General features: G+C 67.8%; 20 protein-coding genes. 9 read left to right on the forward strand and 11 right to left on the reverse strand.

What is annotated here, in order from left to right; translation table 11 throughout:
- Nucleotides 1-37 precede the first annotated feature (37 nt).
- A complete protein-coding gene (locus PSEK12I1_RS0102130) occupies nucleotides 38-1,510 on the forward strand; it encodes an FGGY family carbohydrate kinase (protein WP_027600548.1) in 1,473 nt (490 codons plus the stop codon).
- A gap of 274 nt (nucleotides 1,511-1,784) precedes the next feature.
- Here PSEK12I1_RS0102130 and PSEK12I1_RS0102135 read toward each other — a convergent pair whose 3' ends face one another.
- Complete coding sequence (locus PSEK12I1_RS0102135; protein WP_027600549.1) at nucleotides 1,785-3,575, reverse strand: ATP-binding protein; 1,791 nt, start codon at nucleotides 3,573-3,575, stop codon at nucleotides 1,785-1,787.
- The gene (algB, locus tag PSEK12I1_RS0102140) at nucleotides 3,572-4,921 is read right to left on the reverse strand and encodes a sigma-54-dependent response regulator transcription factor AlgB (protein ID WP_007160203.1); all 1,350 of its coding nucleotides are present in this window, start codon (nucleotides 4,919-4,921) and stop codon (nucleotides 3,572-3,574) included. Before algB ends, PSEK12I1_RS0102135 begins: the two co-directional genes overlap by 4 nt.
- A 443-nt stretch (nucleotides 4,922-5,364) precedes the next feature.
- On the opposite strand from algB, the gene PSEK12I1_RS0102145 reads away from it, so the two are divergent.
- The 3 genes from PSEK12I1_RS0102145 to PSEK12I1_RS24195 are packed head-to-tail and all read left to right on the forward strand — an operon-like array spanning nucleotide 5,365 to nucleotide 6,042.
- The gene (locus PSEK12I1_RS0102145; RefSeq protein WP_007160204.1) at nucleotides 5,365-5,619 is read left to right on the forward strand and encodes a hypothetical protein; all 255 of its coding nucleotides are present in this window, start codon (nucleotides 5,365-5,367) and stop codon (nucleotides 5,617-5,619) included.
- A 10-nt stretch (nucleotides 5,620-5,629) separates the two neighbouring features.
- On the forward strand, nucleotides 5,630-5,851 hold the full coding sequence (locus tag PSEK12I1_RS0102150; RefSeq protein ID WP_177323726.1) for a hypothetical protein: 222 nt from the start codon (nucleotides 5,630-5,632) through the stop codon (nucleotides 5,849-5,851).
- A 29-nt stretch (nucleotides 5,852-5,880) separates the two neighbouring features.
- Nucleotides 5,881-6,042 carry a DUF1328 domain-containing protein gene (locus PSEK12I1_RS24195; protein ID WP_007160206.1) on the forward strand — a complete coding sequence of 54 codons (162 nt, stop codon included), beginning with the start codon at nucleotides 5,881-5,883 and terminating at the stop codon, nucleotides 6,040-6,042.
- Between the two features lie 316 nt (nucleotides 6,043-6,358).
- Here PSEK12I1_RS24195 and PSEK12I1_RS0102160 read toward each other — a convergent pair whose 3' ends face one another.
- Genes PSEK12I1_RS0102160 through PSEK12I1_RS0102175 form a run of 4 tightly spaced genes read right to left on the reverse strand, consistent with a single transcriptional unit; the run spans nucleotide 6,359 to nucleotide 11,114 of the window.
- On the reverse strand, nucleotides 6,359-7,258 hold the full coding sequence (locus PSEK12I1_RS0102160) for an HlyD family secretion protein (protein ID WP_027600551.1): 900 nt from the start codon (nucleotides 7,256-7,258) through the stop codon (nucleotides 6,359-6,361).
- Nucleotides 7,259-7,268: 10 nt separating this feature from the next.
- Nucleotides 7,269-7,469, reverse strand: a complete 201-nt coding sequence (locus PSEK12I1_RS0102165) for a DUF1656 domain-containing protein (RefSeq protein ID WP_007160208.1) — start codon at nucleotides 7,467-7,469, stop codon at nucleotides 7,269-7,271.
- Nucleotides 7,459-9,615 (reverse strand): FUSC family protein, encoded by a 2,157-nt coding sequence (locus PSEK12I1_RS0102170; protein WP_027600552.1) that lies wholly within the window; start codon nucleotides 9,613-9,615, stop codon nucleotides 7,459-7,461. Before PSEK12I1_RS0102170 ends, PSEK12I1_RS0102165 begins: the two co-directional genes overlap by 11 nt.
- The gene (locus PSEK12I1_RS0102175) at nucleotides 9,612-11,114 is read right to left on the reverse strand and encodes an efflux transporter outer membrane subunit (RefSeq protein ID WP_037006595.1); all 1,503 of its coding nucleotides are present in this window, start codon (nucleotides 11,112-11,114) and stop codon (nucleotides 9,612-9,614) included. Before PSEK12I1_RS0102175 ends, PSEK12I1_RS0102170 begins: the two co-directional genes overlap by 4 nt.
- Nucleotides 11,115-11,369: 255 nt before the next feature.
- Here PSEK12I1_RS0102175 and PSEK12I1_RS0102180 point away from each other — a divergent pair, with 255 nt between their 5' ends.
- Nucleotides 11,370-12,323 (forward strand): LysR family transcriptional regulator, encoded by a 954-nt coding sequence (locus PSEK12I1_RS0102180; RefSeq protein WP_027597281.1) that lies wholly within the window; start codon nucleotides 11,370-11,372, stop codon nucleotides 12,321-12,323.
- Nucleotides 12,324-12,566: 243 nt separating this feature from the next.
- The gene (locus tag PSEK12I1_RS0102185; protein ID WP_027600554.1) at nucleotides 12,567-13,556 is read left to right on the forward strand and encodes a DMT family transporter; all 990 of its coding nucleotides are present in this window, start codon (nucleotides 12,567-12,569) and stop codon (nucleotides 13,554-13,556) included.
- Here PSEK12I1_RS0102185 and ubiA read toward each other — a convergent pair.
- From ubiA to PSEK12I1_RS0102200, 3 genes are read right to left on the reverse strand one after another with little or no spacing between them, the layout of a single operon-like run.
- A complete protein-coding gene (gene ubiA / locus PSEK12I1_RS0102190; protein ID WP_037006596.1) occupies nucleotides 13,541-14,488 on the reverse strand; it encodes a 4-hydroxybenzoate octaprenyltransferase in 948 nt (315 codons plus the stop codon). The two genes, PSEK12I1_RS0102185 and ubiA, sit on opposite strands and share 16 nt — an antisense overlap.
- Nucleotides 14,489-14,518: 30 nt before the next feature.
- Nucleotides 14,519-15,121 carry a chorismate lyase gene (locus tag PSEK12I1_RS0102195; RefSeq protein WP_027600556.1) on the reverse strand — a complete coding sequence of 201 codons (603 nt, stop codon included), beginning with the start codon at nucleotides 15,119-15,121 and terminating at the stop codon, nucleotides 14,519-14,521.
- Nucleotides 15,105-15,674, reverse strand: a complete 570-nt coding sequence (locus PSEK12I1_RS0102200) for a DUF2780 domain-containing protein (protein ID WP_027600557.1) — start codon at nucleotides 15,672-15,674, stop codon at nucleotides 15,105-15,107. The genes PSEK12I1_RS0102195 and PSEK12I1_RS0102200 overlap by 17 nt, the downstream gene beginning before the upstream one ends.
- A gap of 127 nt (nucleotides 15,675-15,801) precedes the next feature.
- Here PSEK12I1_RS0102200 and PSEK12I1_RS0102205 point away from each other — a divergent pair, with 127 nt between their 5' ends.
- Nucleotides 15,802-17,031, forward strand: coding sequence for a nucleoside recognition domain-containing protein (locus PSEK12I1_RS0102205; RefSeq protein ID WP_027600558.1), 1,230 nt, complete (start codon nucleotides 15,802-15,804; stop codon nucleotides 17,029-17,031).
- On the opposite strand, the gene PSEK12I1_RS0102210 is transcribed toward PSEK12I1_RS0102205, so the two are convergent.
- Nucleotides 17,013-17,681: a hypothetical protein gene (locus PSEK12I1_RS0102210; RefSeq protein WP_007160217.1), complete on the reverse strand. Its 669-nt coding sequence runs from the start codon at nucleotides 17,679-17,681 to the stop codon at nucleotides 17,013-17,015. The genes PSEK12I1_RS0102205 and PSEK12I1_RS0102210 overlap by 19 nt on opposite strands.
- Nucleotides 17,682-17,828: 147 nt before the next feature.
- On the opposite strand from PSEK12I1_RS0102210, the gene PSEK12I1_RS0102215 reads away from it, so the two are divergent.
- Both PSEK12I1_RS0102215 and PSEK12I1_RS24710 read left to right on the forward strand, forming a co-directional pair.
- The gene (locus tag PSEK12I1_RS0102215) at nucleotides 17,829-18,059 is read left to right on the forward strand and encodes a DUF1161 domain-containing protein (protein WP_007160218.1); all 231 of its coding nucleotides are present in this window, start codon (nucleotides 17,829-17,831) and stop codon (nucleotides 18,057-18,059) included.
- A gap of 104 nt (nucleotides 18,060-18,163) precedes the next feature.
- The gene (locus PSEK12I1_RS24710) at nucleotides 18,164-18,340 is read left to right on the forward strand and encodes a hypothetical protein (RefSeq protein ID WP_007160219.1); all 177 of its coding nucleotides are present in this window, start codon (nucleotides 18,164-18,166) and stop codon (nucleotides 18,338-18,340) included.
- 42 nt (nucleotides 18,341-18,382) lie between these two features.
- On the opposite strand, the gene PSEK12I1_RS0102225 is transcribed toward PSEK12I1_RS24710, so the two are convergent.
- Entirely contained in the window at nucleotides 18,383-18,817 is a 435-nt protein-coding gene (locus PSEK12I1_RS0102225; RefSeq protein WP_027600560.1) for a hypothetical protein, read from the reverse strand.
- Nucleotides 18,818-18,844 lie beyond the last annotated feature (27 nt).

The following is an 18,844-nucleotide window of genomic DNA, read 5'->3' on the forward strand; positions in this document are numbered from 1 at the left end:
CGCTGGCGTAGTGAACCGATAAGAACAAGGAGCCGCCATGGCCGCCGAACCGCTGATCCTCGCCCTCGACGAGGGCACCACCAATGCCAAGGCGATCCTGGTGGATCGCGCCGGTCGGGTCGTGGCCCGCGGTTCCCGGCCGCTCACCGTCCAGCATCCCCAGGCGGGCTATGCCGAGCAGGATCCCCTGGCCATCTGGCAGGCCCTGCAGGGCGCCATCGGCGACTGCCTGGCCCAGACGGACGCACCCCTGGCGGCCATCGCCATCAGCAACCAGCGCGAATCCGCCCTGGCCTGGGAGCGCGGCAGCGGCCAGTTGCTCGGCCCCCTGGTGAGCTGGCAGTGCAAGAGATCCCAGCCGCAGTGCGAAGCCTTGCACGCCGCCGGCCACGGCGAGCTGATCCGCGAGCGCAGTGGCCTGGCGCTGGATCCGATGTTTTCCGCCGGCAAATGGCGCTGGCTGCTCGACCAGATTCCCGACGGCACGGCCCGCGCCGCCGCTGGCGAGATCTGCCTGGGCACCGTGGACAGCTGGCTGCTCTGGCAACTCAGCGGTGGCGCGAGCTTTCTCATCGACGCGGCCAACGCCGCCCGTACCCAGTTGCTCGATCTGCGCGGCGGTGACTGGGATCCGCAGCTGCTGAGTCTGTTCGGGATTCCCCGGGCGGCCCTGCCAGAGATCCGTCCCAGTGCCGGCTGCTTCGGCGAGACCCGCGCCCAGGGTCCGCTGCCGGCCGGCCTGCCGATCCTGGCGATGATCGGCGATTCCCATGCGGCGCTGTTCGGCCAGGGCGGTTTCGTCCCGGGCAAGGTCAAGGCCACCCTGGGCACCGGCTCCTCGCTGATGACCCCCATCGCCGAACCGGTGGTCTCCGCCCATGGTTTGGCCACCACCCTGGCCTGGCGCCTGGGGGATACGCCGACCTTTGCCCTGGAAGGCAACATCGTTCACACCGGCGCCGCCGTGGGCTGGACGGCGCGCCTGCTGGGCGGCGCCGGAGAGCTGGAGGCCCTGGCCGCCGAAGCCGCGGCGCTACCGGACAACGGCGGCGTCTACTTCGTCCCGGCACTCGGGGGGCTCGGTGCGCCGCATTGGCGCGCCGAGGCGCGTGGGCTGTTCTGCGGTCTCAGCGAGAATTGCGGACGGGCGCACCTGATGCGTGCGGCGCTGGAGGCCATCGCCTACCAGATCCGCGATGTCTTCGACGCCATGCAGCAGGACAGCCCGACGGCCCTGGACGAACTCTGGGTGGACGGCGGCGCCACGCGCAACGAATGGCTGCTGCAATTCCAGGCCGATCTCCTGCAGCGCCCGGTGATCTGCAGCCTGTCGCCGGAGGTCTCGGCCCTGGGCGCCGCCCACCTGGCCGGCCACGCCCTGGGCTGGTGGCAGGACGCCGCGGCCCTGGCCGATCTCGAACGGCCACGTCGCCGCTACGAACCCCGCGCCAACGCGGTACCGGAACTCTATGCCGGCTGGCGCCAGGCGCTGGCGCGGACGCTGCGGTAGGATTCCAGTGTTTTACTGATCGCGGCCATGGGCCGCTCCTACAGGATGTCCGGCTCCTGTAGGAGCGGTCGCTACGGCGCACCGGCATGGCCGCGATTTGGCGGGATCAGCCCCGTAGCCTTTTCCAATGGGCCACCGTGGCGAGGGGCGCCCTCAACCCAACCCTCTCCCGGAGGGAGAGGGGGGCTGTCCGAGCAGGCGGTTGGCTGCATTCATCCCGGCAGTAGCGGGGTCGACTAGCGCGGTGCTGCCCGTAAGAGCAGCCCGGGATGACTCAGGTCGGCAGGGTCATGAAGATCTGGGTGCCCTGGCCTGGGCGGGAGACGACGCCGATGCGGCCGCCGTGCTGACGGATGATTTCCTTGCACAGGGCCAGGCCCAGGCCGGCGCCGCCCTTCTGGCTGCCGATCTGCACGAAGGGTTCGAACACCCGGCCCTGCTGGGCATAGGCGATGCCCTCGCCATTGTCCTGCACCGCCATCAGCAGCTGCTCGTTCTGGCGCATGGCCTGGATGACGATACGGCCGCCGGCCGGGGTATGGCGCAGGGCGTTGCTCAGCAGGTTGTCGAACACCCGGGCCAGCTGTTTGGGATCCAGGCTGACCCGTGGCAGCGGCGTGTGCAGCAACTCGACGGCCAGCTCGACATCGCGCTCGCGGGCCTCGTCGGCGTGGCGGGCGCGGGCTTCCTCCAGCAGGTCGCCGATCTCGCTCGGCACCTTTTCCGGACGCTGCAGACCGCTCTGGTGGCGCGAATAGTCCAGCAGGTCGTTGATCAGCTGCACCAGGCGATGGGTTTCCTCGTCCACCGTCTGCAGCAGAAAGGCCTCGCGGGATTCCGGTGCCACCTTGAGGCGTTCGCGCAACAGCCCGAAGGCCATGTGCATGCCGGTGACCGGGGTACGCAATTCGTGGGAGGCGCGCAGGACGAATTCGTTGCGCACCCGATCGAAGGCGCGCTGCTCGGTGACATCGCGCAGCACCATCAGCGCACCCACGCTGCGGCCGTCGGCGTGGTTGACCGGGGTCAGACTCCAGGCCAGCAGCCGCACCTCGTCGTCGACGCGGATCTCCAGATCTTCGGGCGCCGCGTCCAGGGCGCCGCCGGCCAGTACCCGTTGCACGCTGGTCTCGATTTCCGGCCGTTCCAGGGCGGCGATCAGGGATTCGCCCAGGTGATTCTCGTTCCAGCCCAGCTGGCGGCAGGCCACCGGATTGGCGTGCTCGATGTTGCCCTGGGGATCGAGGATCACCAGGCCGTAGTCGATACTGTCGAGCACGGCCTGCAGGCGCCGCTGGCCGGCCACCAGGGCCTCGACATTGGTCTGGCTGAGGCGATGCAGGGCCTGGGCCATGTTGCCGAAGCGGCGGCTGAGCAGGGTGAACTCGGCGATCTGCGAGGTGGGCAGCTGGACGTCGAAGTTGCCCTGGCTGATGCGCTCGGCGGCCTTGGCCAGGCCGTCGATGGGCCCGGTGAAGCGCCGGGCGATGCCGTTGGCGGTGACCACCCCGGTGACCAGGATGGCCACGCCGATCAGCGCCAGCAGCAGGGCGATGATCACCGCCCGGTCATGGGCCTCGTCCTGCATGCGCTCCAGGGTCACCACATAGCTGCGCTGCAGATCGTAGATGCGCGTGCGCAGCGCGTTGAGGGTTTGCTGGAAGCCGCGATCGGCGCGCAACTCGCCATAGCCCGCCGGGGGTGAGCTCAGGTAGTCGGAAAAGCGCTGGTAGCGCTGCTTGACGTCTTCCAGGATGGCCAGCTGCTCGGGATTGCGCATCTGGCCTTCGACCTGTTGCAGGTACTCCTGGAAACGCTGCTGGGCCGCGGCCAGCGACTGGGGGTTGGGTGCCCCGTCGAGCATCTGGAACAGGCTGTTGCTCAACTCCTGGCGCATGTTCAGCGTCAGGTTGATGAAGTCCAGGTTGCTGCGGGTCTGGACGCTCTGCTCGCGGGCCAGGTGCAGGACGCTGACCAGGCCCACCAGCAGCCCGATGAGAGCCACGGCGATCAGGGCGGAGATGCTGAGAAAGAGGCGGGTGTGCAACTTGATCGGCAGCTTCATAGCCCGTACTGCTTGCGTTTTCGATAGAGCGTGGAGGCGTCGATGCCCAGCGTCTTGGCGGCCTGGTCGAGGGTCTCGCTGGTGGCCATCACCGCGGCGATGTGGGCGCGCTCCAGGGCTTCCAGACTCAGCGCCTCGCCAACCCGCGGTGCGCTGGCGGCGCCGCTGGAGGCCGGGCTGTCACCCAGGCCCAGGTGGTTGACGTCCACCAGGTCCTGGCCGCAGATGATGCTCGCCCGCTCGATGACGTTGCGCAGCTCGCGGACGTTGCCCGGCCAGCCATAATTGCGCAGGGCGTCCAGGGCCGCCTCGCTGAAGCCATGGGCGGGTCTGTTGTAGTCCTTGACGAAGCGGGCGAGAAAGCGCTCGGCCAGATCGACGATGTCTTCCTTGCGCTCGCGCAGCGGCGGCAGGTTGAGCACGATGACGTTGAGGCGATAGAGCAGGTCTTCGCGGAATTCGTTTTCCGCCACCATCTGTTCCAGGTTGCGGTTGGTGGCGGCGAGGATGCGCACGTCGGCGCGACGGGTCACCGGGTCGCCAACGCGCTCGTATTCCTTGTCCTGGATGAAGCGCAAGAGCTTGGGCTGCAGGGCCAGGGGGAAGTCGCCGATCTCGTCGAGGAAGAGGGTGCCGCCGTCGGCCTGGCTGACCCGGCCGAGGGTGCTCTCGCTGGCCCCGGTGAAGGCGCCGCGGGTATGGCCGAACATCTCGCTTTCCATCAGGTCGGCGGACAGCGACGGGCAGTTGATGGTGACGAAGGTCTTCTTGGCGCGGCGACTCCAGGCGTGGATGGCGCGGGCCAGTTCGCCCTTGCCGGAACCGGACTCGCCGAGGATCAGCACGTTGGCATCGGTGGTGGCGACCTGTCGGGCGGTCTCCAGGATGCTCATCATCGCCGGGCTGCGCGAATCGAGACCGGCACTGGACTTGCGTACCTCGCCCTCGAGGGCCTCCAGGCGCGCCGAGAGCTGGCGGAATTCCAGCTGCTTGGCCGCCGCCATGCGCAGCTGGTCGGGACTGCAGGGCTTCACCAGGTAGTCGGCGGCGCCGGCCTGCATGGCGTCCACCGCGGTGTCGATGGCCGAGTGGGCGGTGACGATCACCACCCGCATCCAGGGCGCCTGGATGCGCATCTGCTGCAGCACGTCCAGACCGTTGTCCGCGCCCAGGCGCAGGTCGAGAAAGCAGAGGTCGTAGACCTGGCGCAGGAGCAGGGCCTCGGCCTGGGCCGCGCTGTTGGCCGTGGCCACGCTGTAGCCGGCGTCTTCCAGGCAGAAACGAAAGGTCCGCAGGATGGCGGCTTCGTCATCCACAAGAAGGATACGACCGCTGGTTTGTTCCATGACGGGAGAACTCCAGGCCGCAGGGGCCGAAACGCGCTAAAGGACAGGGCTGGCAGTTAGTCCATCATACATCGTGCAAGTTGCAATCCGCAGGACCATCGGGCAATCCGGGCAGGGCGTCGCGGGCATCGTGCAGATCGCAACCCGCCGGCGAGAAAGTGGCAAAAAGCAGATTTTTTGGTGGGCATTGGAAGGTTTCGGGCTCCCTTTCCCCGTCGCGCGGTCGAGCGGACTGGCCCGGTGCCTCCAGATCAGCCCCTGGCCATCATGCAAAACGCAATGGTTCAGGCGTTGCACCTTGCAAGGTGCAAGTGCAGGCGCCTCTGCCAAAAATAATAAGCTGTTGTTTTTAAAGGAAAAAATAGTTTTCGAAAAGCTGGCACGCAGTCTGCAATCTCCTTGGCAAGCCGGCCTCAGGGCCAACGGATTGCAGGAGATACCCGATGATCAGCCAGACCCTTCGCAAGCACTTGGTAGGTACTGCGCTCTTCGCTTGCTTCGCCAGCGCCGCCGTCGCCGCCCCCCAGGGCCAGGACGTCAGCCGCGAACAGGCACTCATCGCATCCACCCGCATTGCTGCCCAGGCCATGGTGCCCGCAGCCAAGCCGCTGGCAAGTCAAGGCCGTGGGGAACTCAAAGCCATCCCGGCACAGTCCAACGGTGACCGTCTGGTGAAGCAGACCCGCTGGGTATTCTGAGGTCATGACCATGATGTGGATGCTGCTGATGATCGTGTTGTTCGTTGCAGCGGCGGTCGTACTCGGGATGTTGCTCAGTGCTTTGATGATGGGTCGTGCGCTCAATCAGACGCACAACCTCAACGGTCTGGATCTCGATCTGACCGGTGTGGAACCACGGATGGCGAGTCTGGATACCCAGGATTTCGCTAATAAAACCACTGCTCGCTGGACAGGTGCTGTCGTCCGCTGAGTGCACTTGCAATACATAGGAGAAACACCATGCTGAGCTGGGCTATCACTTTCCTGATCATCGCGATCATCGCAGGCGTCCTGGGTTTCGGTGGCATTGCCGGTACCGCCACCAGTATCGCCAAGATCCTGTTCGTGCTGTTCCTGGTGCTGTTCGTGGTGTCGTTCTTCATGGGTCGCCGTCGTCCCTGACGCTCGGTCCGTGAGCAAGACAGGCAGCCGGTCGTGATGACCGGCTGCTGAGGCTCTGTCATCGGATTGCAGCTTTAAGCCGATTCAATGGACAACCTCTAAGTCGTCTCCTGATCCGAGACGCAAGGGCCACATGGTCGGGACGCTCTGCAGTAGGGGAGGGTTCCAAGAGTACAGGGAGTACTTTCGCACTCGCGGCGGACTGGGCTGGTTACGACCACACCCCTGAATTCGACCGGTTTCGTCTCTAGCGAAACCTGCCGACGTCAGGGGTGTTGTCGTTTGGGAGAGGCAAAAGTCGGACGTTCGGCAGGACTCAACCCTGCCAGAAGGCGTCCCACCAGGAACGTTCGCCGCGAGCGTCTTCCAGGACCACGGTACAGGTGGTGCCGGCCGCCAGCAGCAGGCCCTCGGGCAGCGGGTCCAGGGCGATGCGCACCGGCACCCGCTGCGCCAGGCGTACCCAGTTGAAGGTGGGATTCACATCGGCGGTGAGTTCACGACTCTGGGGGTTGTCCCGGTCATAGATGCCGCGGGCGATGCTTTCCACGTGGCCCTGCAGCGTCTGGCCGCTCATCAGGCGCATCTCCGCCGCTGCACCGACCCGCACATGGGGCAGCTTGGTCTCTTCGAAATAGCCATAGACCCAGAACGAATGGGCGTCGATGACGGCCAGCTTGGGCGCGCCCGCGGCGGCATAGTCGCCCTTGAACACCGAGAGGTTGGTGACGTAGCCGTCCACGGGGGCCAGCACCCGGGTGCGCTTGAGGTTCAGGCGCGCCGATTCCAGCTGGGCCTGGGCCTGGCGCAGATCGGCCTCGGCGGCCAGGGCCGCGCTGCTGGCGTCTTCACGATTCTCGCGAGAGACCACCAGGCTGTCGATGTCGGCGCGGCGGCGGGCGTTCTGCTGACGCATGGCCAGGGTGGCCTTGCGCGCGGCGACCGAAGCCTCGGCCTGATGCACGGCGATCTCGTAGTGTTCCGGATCGATCTGCAGCAGCAGGTCGCCCTTGTTGACCCACTGGTTGTCGCGCACGGCGATCTCGGTCACCAGGCCCGCCACGTCGGGCGCGATGGTGATGACCTCCGCGCGCACCCGGCCGTCGCGGGTCCAGGGATCGTTCATGTAGTGCACCCAGAGCAGCCGACCGAGGATCAGCGCCAGGCAGACCACCAGCAGGGTAAAGAGCACGCCGAAGAGTTTCTTGAGGATCATGGCAGGAGTCCTAGCGATAGACGCACAGCGCCAGGGCGCAGTAGAGGCAGATGAACAGGGCCAGGCGCAGCAGCGCCGGATGCCAGACGACGTGATAGAGACCGACCGCGGCGAGCACCCGGTCCAGCGCCCAGGCGAGCAGGGCGGCGACCAGGAACAGCACCGTCACGGTGGGCAGGTAGAGGCCGTGGAAGGCGATTTCACGTGGCATGGGGGATCTCGAGATAGCGGGCCAGCGGCCCCTGGGGATCGAGCAGGGCGCTGCGGATGAAGTGCAGGTCGCTTTGCACCTGGCGCAGCGGCGACTCGTCATAGGGCAGTTCCGGCGGTTCGGTCACGACCGTCACGGCGGCCAGGGCCGCATCCACCGCCGCCAGCGCCCGGCGCAGATGTTCCGCGCCGGGCTTGAGGAAGAGACGCACCAGGGCGCGTCCGAGCACCCGGATGGCCTGGCGCCAGGCGCTGCCCTCGGCATAGCGTGGCGCGTTCGGCAGGCGCGCCTGCAACTGGCGCAACTCGATCACCGCATGGCCGATTTCCAGCACCGCGAAGGCCCAGCCGATCAGGCGCCGCTGCGCCTCGCCGCGCCCGGCGCTGACGCCATAGGCCTGGTTGAGCAGATCGCGGGTCTGGCCCTCGAAGGCCGGTGCCAGGTGCGGCAGCGGCGCGCTCACCGCCCGCACCAGCTGTTGGCGCAGGTCCCGTTCCAGCCGGCGCCACAGCCAGGGGCTGTTGGGCGGCAGCAGCACCGCAGAGACCGCCGCGGTGATCACCATCGACAGGACCACGGCGATGCCGTTGTTGATGAAGGCGTAGGCGTCGTAGACCGGCGGATTGTCGGGAATCGAGGTGAAGCAGAAGAACACCAGGCAACCCAGGCCATAGCCCATCCAGCCCGGGCGCAGGGAGATCCAGGTGCCGAGCATGAACACTGGCGCCAGGGTCAGCAGCAGCAGCGGCAGGCCGGTGATCCAGGGAAAGACGAAGAAGGTCAGGAAGAAGCCCAGCACCACGCCGCCACTGGCGCCGACGGCCATCTGCAGCGCGGTGCGCTTGGGATCCGGCGAGGCCGAGGCCAGCGCCGAGACGGCTGCGGCGTTGAGCGCCAGCATGCCGCCGCTGGGATAGGCACTGGCGATCCAGAAGGCGCCCAGCACCAGCACCAGAAAGGCGCTGCGGATACCCGTGACCGCCGCGCCCAGGGCATTGGCCTTGGCCACGAAGCGCGGCTTCCACTGCTCGCGACTGTGCCGCGGCGCGGCCAGGGAAGCGTGGGTCTGCAGATAGCCGTGCCATTCGCCGGTGAAGCGAAAGAGCAGCTCCACGGCGGTCTCGAAGTCGCGCCGGTCGGTTTCGCTCAAGGGCGGCAACTCGGCGCGCAGGGCACGAATGCGCGGCCGCAGCCCCTGGTGCAGCTGTTCCAGACGCGCCGCCGCCGTCAGGGCCGCGCGGTCGGTGAGCGCCTGGCCGCGCCATTCCTCGAACAGTTCCAGCAGCGGCGCCCAGAGGCGTTCGAGGGCCGTCAGTGGCAGCTGGGCGTCGCGTTCGCGCAGGCGCATCAGCAGGCGGCTGAGGGCATGCAGGCGGGTGGTCAGGCCCATGAATTCGGCGTTCAGCCGGGCCAGGCGGCCGCTGCGCATGCGCATGTGCGGGTCTTCGAAGGCCGAGGCGCTGCGCAGGCTTTCCAGCCCCACCGCTTCGGCGGCCAGGCGCACGCCCGCGGCTTCCAGGGTGGGCCGGTCGAGCCGACCGCGCAGGACGTCGGCGGCCAGTCCGGCGAAGCCGCCCATGCGCCGATAGAGGGTCGCGCGCATGGCCGTGGCGCTGGTCTGCGGAAAGACCGCCGCACTCACCGCGCCGCTGCAGAGCACGCCCAGGGTGATGGCCAGCACCCGCATCACCGCCGACATGAAGGCGGTGTCGGCATTGAGCGCGGCAGGGATGCCGATCAGCGCGGCGGTATAGCCGGCCAGCATGCAGGCATAGCTGCGAAAGTCCCGGTAGCGCGCCGAGCCGGCCACGCAGAGGCCGATCCACAGCGCCAGAAAGATCAGGAAGGGCACCCGTTCCTGGGCGAACAGGGCGATCAGCACCAGCATCACCGCCAGTCCCAGCAGGGTCCCCATGACCCGGTAGAAGCTCTTGGCCAGGACCTGGCCGCTCTGCGGCTGCATGACGATGAACACGGTGATCACCGCCGAACTGGGGTGCGGCAATTGCAGGCGCATGGCCAGCCAGAGGGTCAGGCTGGCGGCGAGCAGCATCTTGGCCTGGTAGAGCCAGAGGCTGCCGTCGCTGCGCGCCCAGGCGCCGAGGGCCTGGCGCAGCGGCGCGCCGGCGGTGGTACTGGCACTCACCGGGGCGCTCGCTCGACGGCCACGCGCGCCGGCACCAGGTCGTGGTCGCCCGGGCCGCGTTCGAGGTCCGCGCCGCCGCCGAGGGCGACCAGGGCAGCGGCCTGGGCGGCCAGGCGCAGGGCATGCACCTGGGCGGTGACCCGCTGCTGGGCGAACAACCGGGTCTGGGCATCGAGCACGTGCAGGTAGTCGGTCAGGCCACGGCGAAAGGCCTCACGGGCGATGTCGTAGGTGCGCTGGGCTTCCTGGCTGGCCTGGTCGGCCAGGGTGGCCTGCCGGGCCGCCGAGTCGGCCTTGATCAGCGCATCGGAGATGTCCTTGAGGGCGTCCACCAGGGTCTGGTTGTAGGCGCTGACGGCCATGTCGTAGGCCGCCGATTCCGCGCCGAGACGACTGCGTAGGGCGCCGCCGTCATAGATCGGCAGGGAGAACGCGGGCCCGATGAAGGAGCCGGTCTTGGCGTGGGTCAGCATCTCGCTGAGGCGGCCCAGGGTCAGGAACTGGCCGACGTTGGCCACCAGGTCGATGTTGGGATAGAAGCTGGCGCGGGCGACGTCCACGCCCTTGGCCGCGGCGGCGATCTGCCAGCGGCGCGCCACCACGTCGGGGCGCTTGCCGACCAGTTCCAGGGGCAGACTGCTGGGCAGGCGTGGCGCCGCGCCCAGGGTCAGGCGCGGCCGCTGCAGGCGGGCGCCGGCACCCGGGCCCTTGCCGGCCAGGGCGGCGAGCTGGTTGCGATCCAGTGCCAGGGTCTCGTCCAGGGCTTCCAGCTGGCGTTCGGTCTCGGGCAGCAGGGCGCGCGCCTGGCTGACCTCGAACTGGGTGCCGAGGCCGCCGTCCAGCTGACGCTGGGCCAGGTCGGCCAGTTGCCGCTGCTGCTCCAGGGTGGCGGCGAGGATGTCGCGCTGGTCATGGTGCAGGGCGAAGCCGATGTAGCTGCGGACGATATTGCCGGTCAGCTCCAGTTCGGCGGCGCGGACCTCGGCGGCAGCCTGATGGGCCTGGTCCAGGGCCTGGGCGCTGGCGTCGCGCTCGCGGCCCCAGAAGTCCAGGGCATAGCTCAGGCCCAGTTCGGCATTGTTGTTCCAGGTGGTGCGATCGGCCAGCTCGCCCGGGCCATAGAAGCCGTCGGTGGGCCAGCTGTAGCGCTTGAAGGCGCCCTTGCCCTCGACCTGCAGGGCTTCGCGGGATTCGGCCAGGCCGGCCAGGGACTCGGCGCGGCGCACCCGGGCGGCGGCCGTGGCCAGGCGCGGGTTGTCGGCCAGTGCACTGCCGATCCAGGCATCCAGCTGGGGATCGCCATAGGCGCGCCACCACTGGCGTTCGGGCCAGGCGGCCTGGCCGGCGGCGGCCTGAATGGCGGCGTCGGTGGCCAGCGTCTGATCGTCGAGACGCTGCGCCTGGGGCGCGTTGTGACCGGTACCGATACAGCCGGCCAGCAGGGTCGCGAGGGCGACCACCGTGAGCGCAGGCCAGGCTCTGCTAGAGAAAGGCGACACGTGGGGGTCCGTTGGCAACAAGGCCATACCGGCGTCTGGCTGAGAGGGCGCAGCGCGGTAGGCGAGATGAGCTGGAACTGAAGAGGACGCCGGTAGGAGATGCCCGCGAACCGAGCGGTCAGTGGACGTTACCATTAGGCTGCTAACGATTCTATAAAATTCCAGGGTGGCCGATTAGCGCGCGAACCGGCGAATCTTTGTTTCACATACTGAAATAATATGGAGAATGACGCTTTTCCCGACTGTCGAGGCGGCATGGACACCCTGCACAACATGCGCGTTTTCGTCGCCGTGGTGGAGAGCGGCAGCTTCACTGGGGCGGCCCAGACGCTGCAGACCACCACGGCTCACGTCTCCCGGGCGGTGGCCCATCTGGAAACCCATCTGCGCACCCGCCTGCTGCACCGGACCACGAGACGCATCGCCCTGACCGAGGCCGGCCAGCGCTACCTGGCGCGCTGCGAGCAGATCCTTGCCTATGTCGAGGAAGCCGAAGCCGAGGCCGGGCACGCCCAGGCGCGCCCCGAGGGACGGCTGCGGGTGCACAGCATGACCGGCATCGGTCAGCACTACGTGATCCGCGCCATCGCCGGCTATCGCGCCCTGCACCCCGAGGTGCGCTTCGACCTGACCATGGCCAACCGCATTCCCGATCTGCTCGAAGAGGGTTTCGACCTGGCCATCGTGGTGGCGGCCGAGCTACCCGATTCCGGCTTCGTCTCCCAGCAGATCGGCCACACCTACAGCATCCTCTGCGCCTCGCCCGCCTACCTGGCGGAGCATGGTCAGCCACAGACGCCGGCGGAGCTGGCCGACCACGCCTGCCTGAGATTCATCAGTCCGGTGGTGTCCTTCGACCGCTGGCACTTCGAGGGCCCCAACGGCCCTGAGACCTATCGCATCGGCGAGACCCCCTTCCAGGTCAACGTCGGCGACGCCATGACCGAAGCCCTGCGCCAGGGCCTGGGCATCGGCGTGCTGCCGCTCTATTCGGCGGTGGACGGCCTGCGCGACGGCAGCCTGGTGCGGGTGCTGCCGGCCTATCGCCTGCAGCGGCTCAATGCCTATGCCCTCTATGCCTCGCGGCAGTACCTGGATGCCAAGATCCGCACCTGGGTGGCCTATCTGCGCGAACAGATCCCCGGGGCGCTGGAAGCGGACGAGGCGTTTGTGCGGGCCGTCAGCGAAGTCGTCGGCCAAGCGCATTGAGATCGACGGGCCCCTTGGACTAAGCTCGGAAGAGACCGGGCCGCGCGCCGGGCCATAGTTAGTAAGCTATTGAAATATCGCCCGGTATTGCGGTCCTGAGGGCGACAGGATGGGTGCTCGACGGCACACTCCGCCATCGTCGAGGTCCATGTCCCGAGTCGGTGCCCACGCCGACGGACCGCCGTGCAGGACGGCCGGATCACGCAGGCGGTCAGGGACCGCCGTTAGCGCCACGGGAGTCCAATGAGCGCCCAAGCAGGACCCACTCTGAGATTCGCCGACCAGCCGCTCAAGGGCATCGCCCTGATCTGCCTCGCGGTCTGGCTGTTCGCCTCCCACGATGCCCTCTCCAAGTACCTGTCCGGCTTCTATCCGGTAGTCATGGTGGTCTGGGCCCGCTACCTCTCCCACACCCTGCTGATGATGGGCATCTTCATCCCGCGCTCGGGACTGGCGGTGATCCGCACCAAGCGACCCGGCCTGCAGGTGCTCAGGGCGCTGTGCCTGATCGGTTGCAGCCTGTTCTTCACCACCGGGCTGCGCTATCTGCCGATGGCCGAGGCCACGGCGGTCAACTTTCTCGCCCCGCTGATGGTGACGGCGCTGTCGGTGCCGCTGCTCAAGGAAACCGTGACCCGCAGCCAGTGGGCGGCGGTGCTGGCCGGCTTCATCGGGGTGCTGATCATCGTGCGGCCGGGCGGCCAGCTGTTCACCCCGGCGGTGCTGCTACCGGTCTGCTCGGCGGTGTGCTTCGGTCTCTACCAGCTGCTGACCCGCCTGCTCAGCGGCATCGACAGCCCCACCACCAGCAACTTCCTTACCGGCATCATCAACACCCTGGTGCTGAGCAGCGTGGTGCCCTTCTTCTGGGAGATCCCGACCCTGACCCACGGCTTCATGCTGGCCCTGCTCGGCCTCTTCGGCATGTCCGGCCACCTGCTGCTGACCCAGGCCTTCCGCTATGCGCCACCGGCGCTGCTGGCGCCCTTCAGCTACGGCCAGATCGTCACCGCCGGCATCATCGGCTATTTCGTCTTCGGTCATGTGCCGGACAGCGGCGCGCTGATCGGCATCCTCATCATCTGCGCCAGCGGCCTGGCGGTGGCTTGGCAGCAGAGCCGCAAGGCGTCCAAGGCCAAGAAGGCCCGGGCGGTGCCGGCGACGCAACCCGAGGCGCTGCCGGAGGTGGTGGCCGATGCCGCCGCGGGCGCTCCGGCTCAGCGCAGTCCGTAATCGGCGATGATGCCGACGAGGATCGCCAGCCCCGCCCAGTGGTTGTGCAGGAAGGCCTTGAAGCACACCAGAGGATCACGGTCGCGGGTGACGTGGAATTCCCAGGCGAAGCAGCCGGCCGCCACCACCAGGCCCAGGTAGAAAGGCAGGCCCAGGCCGAAGCGGCCGCCGGCCAGCGCCAGGCAGAACAGGGTCAGGCCCTGCAGGGTGGCGATGATCACCCGGTCGGCGTCGCCGAACAGGATGGCGGTGGATTTCACCCCGATCTTGAGATCGTCTTCGCGGTCGGCCATGGCGTAGTAGGTGTCGTAGCCCACCGTCCAGATCACGTTGGCGACGAACAGCAGCCAGGCCGCCGCCGGCAACTCGCCGGTCTCGGCGGTGAAGGCCATGGGCATGCCCCAGGAAAAGGCCGCGCCCAGGACCGCCTGGGGGTAGTAGGTGTATCTCTTCATGAAGGGATAGAGCGCCGCCACGCCCAGGGCGCCAAAGGACAGCCAGACGGTGGTGGCATTGGTGCAGAGCACCAGGCCGAAGCTGAGCAGCACCAGCACGGCAAAGAACAGCAGGGCTTCCTTGGGCGAGATGCGCCCGGTGGCCAGGGGGCGGTTCTTGGTGCGGGCGACGTGGCCGTCGAAATTGCGGTCGGCGAAGTCGTTGATCACGCAGCCGGCCGATCTCATCAGCACCACGCCGAGCACGAAGATCAGCAGATTCTTCAGGCTCGGCACGCCCTCGGCGGCGATCCACAGCGCCCAGAGGGTGGGCCAGAGCAGCAGATAGATGCCGATGGGGCGGTCCAGCCGGGTCAGCTGGACGAAGTCGCGGATGCGCTCGCGGCGGGGGCGCGTAGCGATCACCCGGGCGCTGGGCTCGGGACCGCGGGGCGCGGCGGGACGGCGATCACGGGGACGGGAGGCGTTCTTTTTCATCGGACGGCTGCATGGCGAAGGGCCCGGCGATTATAGGGGCCCTGGGATTTCGCCGCTGCCGTCGTGATGAGTCGACCCGCTCTCGCGCCGCGCGTGCGGCCAGAAGGCCGGCAGGAAGACCTCGCCCACCAGGATCGCCAGGGGACCACGCCGGAACACCGAGCGCCGGGCCCAGCAGGGCGTGGTGGCCGCTCCTGCGGGCAGCCAGGCCAGCGGATAGCGGCAGGCTTCCAGCGGTCCGCGGACAAAGGCCGGTGCCTGGAACAGCCAGTGGCCGAGGGGGCGCTCGCCCAGCGCCGCCAGGTCGAAATCCGCCGCTTCCAGGGCTTCGCGCGCCGCCACGCTGCGGGCGAAGACCCAGGCCTCGCCAGCACCGCGCAGCCAGACCTCGCGCACCCAGCCAGGGCTGGCCGGCGGCACCTCCAGCGCCTGGCACTCGTCCGGCCGCAGCGCTTGCCAGCCTTCGGCGATCACCTCGACGGCGAAGCGCCCGCCACTGAGGGCGGTCAGGCGTTCGGTGAGGGAGCCGCGGTCGGCATAGAGCCAGCCGCACGGCGCCTCGGCATAGTCCGGCTCCGCGCCGGCCGCCGCCTGGGTCAGCCAGCGCGGGGTGCCGTCAGAGGCCCCAGACATTGCCCAGGGTGCTCAGCAGGGAGGGCTGGGTACCTTGCTTGCCGAGATAGCCAAGGATCACCTGGGCGAACTGGTTGGTCATGCCGCTGTTCATGCCCAGGGCGTTGAAGGTCTTGTCGACGTCCTGACGGCTGTCGACATTGCCCAGCAGGCTGCCCAGCGGACTCTGCTTGGCGTCCTGACCACCACCGCCGAGCAGACTGCCCAGACCGCCCAGTTGCGCCAGGCCGCCGGTGGCATTGGCGCCGGCCAGCTGGTCCAGTCCCGGCACGGCCTTGGCCAGCTGGCGATAGTCGTTACCCACCAGCTGATTCTTGGCCAGGCCGAGCAGGGCGCCAGTGCCGCCCACCGCCTGTTGCGGGGTGACGTTGAGCTGGCTGGTCAGCGCCTGCAGCAGGCCCTGGGCCTGGGGCGTGGCCGCCGCGGCGGCGGTGGCCTTGGCGTTGTTGTTGCCGTTGGCGCTGTTGTAGGCGTTGACGGCGTCGTTGAGGTTGAAGGCGAACACCGGGCTGGCGGCGAGCACCAGCGGCAGGGCGAGAACGGACAGACGCATGGGCGGACTCCAGCGGATTGCGTGAAAGGTCAGAGGATAACCCGGCGGCGATGACCACAGACTGAACGGCGTCCCTGCAGGGAGCGGACGCTGCGGTTATCATCGCCGTTTTGCCGGGAGAACCGCGATGCTCAACGGGTTGTGGCTGGGCTTCTTCATCGTTGCCGGGATCAGCGCCTTCGGCCAATGGCTGGTCGCCGGCAACGCCGGAGTCTTCGCCGCCATGGTGGAGAGTCTGTTCGCCATGGCCAAGCTGTCGGTGGAGGTCATGGTGCTCCTGTTCGGCACCCTGACCCTCTGGCTCGGCATCCTGCGCATCGCCGAAAAGGCCGGGCTGGTGGACGCCCTGGCGCGCCTGCTCGGGCCGCTGTTCGCCCGGCTGATGCCCGAGGTGCCGCGCGGCCATCCGGCGCTGGGGCTGATCACCCTCAACTTCGCCGCCAACGGCCTGGGTCTGGACAACGCCGCCACGCCCATCGGCCTCAAGGCCATGCGCGCCCTGCAGGAGCTCAATCCCAGCAGCACCACGGCGAGCAATGCGCAGATCCTCTTCCTGGTGCTCAATGCCTCTTCGCTGACGCTGTTGCCGGTGACGGTGTTCATGTACCGCGCCCAGCAGGGCGCCACCGATCCGACCCTGGTGTTCCTGCCGATCCTGCTGGCCCACACCTGCGCCAATCTGGTGGGGTTGTTCTCGGTGGCCTTCATGCAGCGGCTGAAGTTGTGGGATCCGGTGGTGCTGGCCTGGATCGGCGGCGGCTCCCTGGCCTTCGGCGCCTTCGTCGCCTTTCTCTTCACCCTGACCGCCACGGCGCTGGCCGGGTTGTCGTCGCTGCTCGGCAACCTGACGCTGTTCGGCATCATCCTGGCGTTCATGATCCTTGGCGCCCTGCGCAAGGTGCCGGTCTACGAAGCCTTCGTCGAAGGCGCCAAGGAAGGCTTCGACGTCGCCAAGTCGCTGTTGCCCTATCTGGTCGCCATGCTGTGCGCGGTGGGGGTGCTGCGGGCTTCCGGCGCCCTGGAGGCCGTTCTCGAAGGCATCCGCCATGCGGTGACCTTCCTTGGCTGGGACACCCGCTTCGTCGAGGCGCTACCCACCGCCCTGGTCAAGCCCTTCTCCGGCAGTGCCGCCCGCGCGCTGCTGATCGAGACCATGCAGACCCATGGCGTGGACAGCTTTCCGGCGCTGGTGGCGGCGACCATCCAGGGCAGTACCGAAACCACCTTCTATGTGCTGGCGGTGTACTTCGGCGCGGTGGGCATCCAGCGCGCCCGCCATGCGGTGGGTTGCGCCCTGCTGGCGGAATTCACCGGGGTCACGGCCTCGATCCTGATCTGCTACTGGTTCTTTGGCTGAGCCTTGGGCTCCAGCTCGACCATCCACTCGTCCTGCACCATGCGCCGCTGGCGGCGCGTGGTCAGCTGCTGGGTCTGCCAGTCCTCGGCGATCAGCGCGCAGTAGTGGCCGTCGTGCTGGCCCAGGCGGAAGCGCCGGCGCACCCCGATGGGGTCGTGATCCGAGCCATAGAAGGCCACCGCGCGGATCTCCAGGCCCTCGAACACCCAGCCCTCGGGCGGCCGGTGGTCTTCCAGGGTCAGGCCGTTGTACTCGGCGGCGCGGCGAATCAGGCCCTGGAAGGTACCGATGTGGGTGAAGTCGCCAGTGTTGAGCGGTCCCTGGTGGGTGGCCTGGCCCAGCACCAGATCGGGATCGACGTCATCCTGGCCACTCTCGCGGATATCGGTGACATCCGTGTAGAGCGTCTCGCGATTGGTCTTGAGGATCACCGTGAGCTGGTTGATGAACACCGGCTCGGCGCTCATGTTGGACAGCAGGCAGAGGGCGCCCACGCCCTTGCCGGCGCCGCGGTTGATGATCAGCCGCGGCTGGCGCTGGCGCTTGTAGTTGTTGAGCAGGAGCTGCGCATAGAGGACCCAGACGCCCAGGGTGCAGCACTGGGCGAAGAGCGTGAGGACCTGGGAATTGTCTTTCAACCACTGGAACATGGGAGCACTTCGCTGAACGGAATGCCCATCGGAAATACCGTTCGGGTTCCAGGTTCCACCGCTTCGCTGGCCAAAGGGCGGCGCTGAGAACATCGCCACAGCGCGGGCGTCCAAGCCTGAGAGGTCATCACGCCAAGGAAAATCGCCATGCTGCGTCTCTCGCTCCTCTGCTGCACCGCCCTGCTGAGCACTGCCGTGCTGGCCGAACCCCTGTCCTGCGATCAGCTCAAGGCCGACATCGAGGTCAAGATCCAGTCGGCCGGGGTGACCGCCTATACCCTCGAAGCGGTCCCCAATGCCGAGGTGCGCGATCCCAACATGGTGGTGGGCAGCTGCGCCAACGGGACCTACAAGATCCTCTACCAGCGCAACGACTGAAGTCCCGGACCGGGAGACAGACCGTTCATCCGCTGGATGCTTGTACAGTTCCGCTTGGCTTAGTACTGTTTGCGCATACAGTATTTAGCCAAGAGGGTAATGCCATGTCGCCGTTCGCCCGGATTCGCCAAGCTCTGTCCCTTGCCCAGCCCGCGCCGCGCTGGATGGAACGCGAGGATTTCCTGCGCATGAGTCGCCAGCTGCGCGAGCAGAAGGGTCGCCCGCTGACGGTCCGCACCCAGGATCGCAGCCAGGACGACTGGCTCAGCGTGCCTGCCTAGTAGCCCTTCACCCGACCGTGCCGGCCGCTCTGCCAGCCGTGGTCAGAAGGGCGAGCAGATGCCGCGCTCGGAGCTCATCAGTTCGCGCGGGCCGTCGTAGAGGGTGATCTGGCCCTGGCCGAAGGTGTTCTCGGCCTCCAGGCGATAGCGCCGACCGGCCTGGAAGTCTGGGTAGTCCAGTTCCAGATAGCACTGGATCTGCAGCGGTTCGCGCCAGCCGAAGCGCGAACCGAAGCCACCGCCGCCATAGAGTTCGTAGCGATAGCTCACCTTGAGGCTGTGGCTGCCGGGGGTGAGCTGGAAGTAGCGGCCGTCGTCGAGACGCTTGCCGTCCTGGGCCTCGGCCAGCAGCGAGGCGCCCACCGCGGGTTCGCGCAGCACCAGATCGACCCACGCCTGGTGGGGATCCTTGGGGGGCAGCGGCGTGGTGCAGCCGCCGAGCAGGAGCAGCAGGGGGACCAGCAGGCGCAGGCGCATGGACGGCGACTCGCGACAGGGAGATCA

Source organism: Pseudomonas sp. MOIL14HWK12:I1 (genome assembly GCF_000510705.1).
GTDB classification, from domain to species: domain Bacteria; phylum Pseudomonadota; class Gammaproteobacteria; order Pseudomonadales; family Pseudomonadaceae; genus Chryseomonas; species Chryseomonas oryzihabitans.

Excerpts from the sequence above, each read along its gene's own strand:
- PSEK12I1_RS24195 (WP_007160206.1), top strand. The coding sequence starts at position 5,881 with ATGCTGAGCTGGGCTATCACTTTCCTGATCATCGCGATCATCGCAGGC.
- PSEK12I1_RS0102185 (WP_027600554.1), top strand. The coding sequence starts at position 12,567 with ATGAGCGCCCAAGCAGGACCCACTCTGAGATTCGCCGACCAGCCGCTC.
- PSEK12I1_RS0102150 (WP_177323726.1), top strand. The coding sequence starts at position 5,630 with ATGATGTGGATGCTGCTGATGATCGTGTTGTTCGTTGCAGCGGCGGTC.
- PSEK12I1_RS24710 (WP_007160219.1), top strand. The coding sequence starts at position 18,164 with ATGTCGCCGTTCGCCCGGATTCGCCAAGCTCTGTCCCTTGCCCAGCCC.
- PSEK12I1_RS0102210 (WP_007160217.1), bottom strand. The coding sequence starts at position 17,681 with ATGTTCCAGTGGTTGAAAGACAATTCCCAGGTCCTCACGCTCTTCGCC.
- ubiA (WP_037006596.1), bottom strand. The coding sequence starts at position 14,488 with ATGAAAAAGAACGCCTCCCGTCCCCGTGATCGCCGTCCCGCCGCGCCC.
- PSEK12I1_RS0102215 (WP_007160218.1), top strand. The coding sequence starts at position 17,829 with ATGCTGCGTCTCTCGCTCCTCTGCTGCACCGCCCTGCTGAGCACTGCC.
- PSEK12I1_RS0102195 (WP_027600556.1), bottom strand. The coding sequence starts at position 15,121 with ATGTCTGGGGCCTCTGACGGCACCCCGCGCTGGCTGACCCAGGCGGCG.
- PSEK12I1_RS0102180 (WP_027597281.1), top strand. The coding sequence starts at position 11,370 with ATGGACACCCTGCACAACATGCGCGTTTTCGTCGCCGTGGTGGAGAGC.
- PSEK12I1_RS0102205 (WP_027600558.1), top strand. The coding sequence starts at position 15,802 with ATGCTCAACGGGTTGTGGCTGGGCTTCTTCATCGTTGCCGGGATCAGC.
- PSEK12I1_RS0102130 (WP_027600548.1), top strand. The coding sequence starts at position 38 with ATGGCCGCCGAACCGCTGATCCTCGCCCTCGACGAGGGCACCACCAAT.
- PSEK12I1_RS0102200 (WP_027600557.1), bottom strand. The coding sequence starts at position 15,674 with ATGCGTCTGTCCGTTCTCGCCCTGCCGCTGGTGCTCGCCGCCAGCCCG.
- PSEK12I1_RS0102225 (WP_027600560.1), bottom strand. The coding sequence starts at position 18,817 with ATGCGCCTGCGCCTGCTGGTCCCCCTGCTGCTCCTGCTCGGCGGCTGC.
- PSEK12I1_RS0102145 (WP_007160204.1), top strand. The coding sequence starts at position 5,365 with ATGATCAGCCAGACCCTTCGCAAGCACTTGGTAGGTACTGCGCTCTTC.
- PSEK12I1_RS0102165 (WP_007160208.1), bottom strand. The coding sequence starts at position 7,469 with ATGCCACGTGAAATCGCCTTCCACGGCCTCTACCTGCCCACCGTGACG.
- PSEK12I1_RS0102135 (WP_027600549.1), bottom strand. The coding sequence starts at position 3,575 with ATGAAGCTGCCGATCAAGTTGCACACCCGCCTCTTTCTCAGCATCTCC.
- algB (WP_007160203.1), bottom strand. The coding sequence starts at position 4,921 with ATGGAACAAACCAGCGGTCGTATCCTTCTTGTGGATGACGAAGCCGCC.
- PSEK12I1_RS0102160 (WP_027600551.1), bottom strand. The coding sequence starts at position 7,258 with ATGATCCTCAAGAAACTCTTCGGCGTGCTCTTTACCCTGCTGGTGGTC.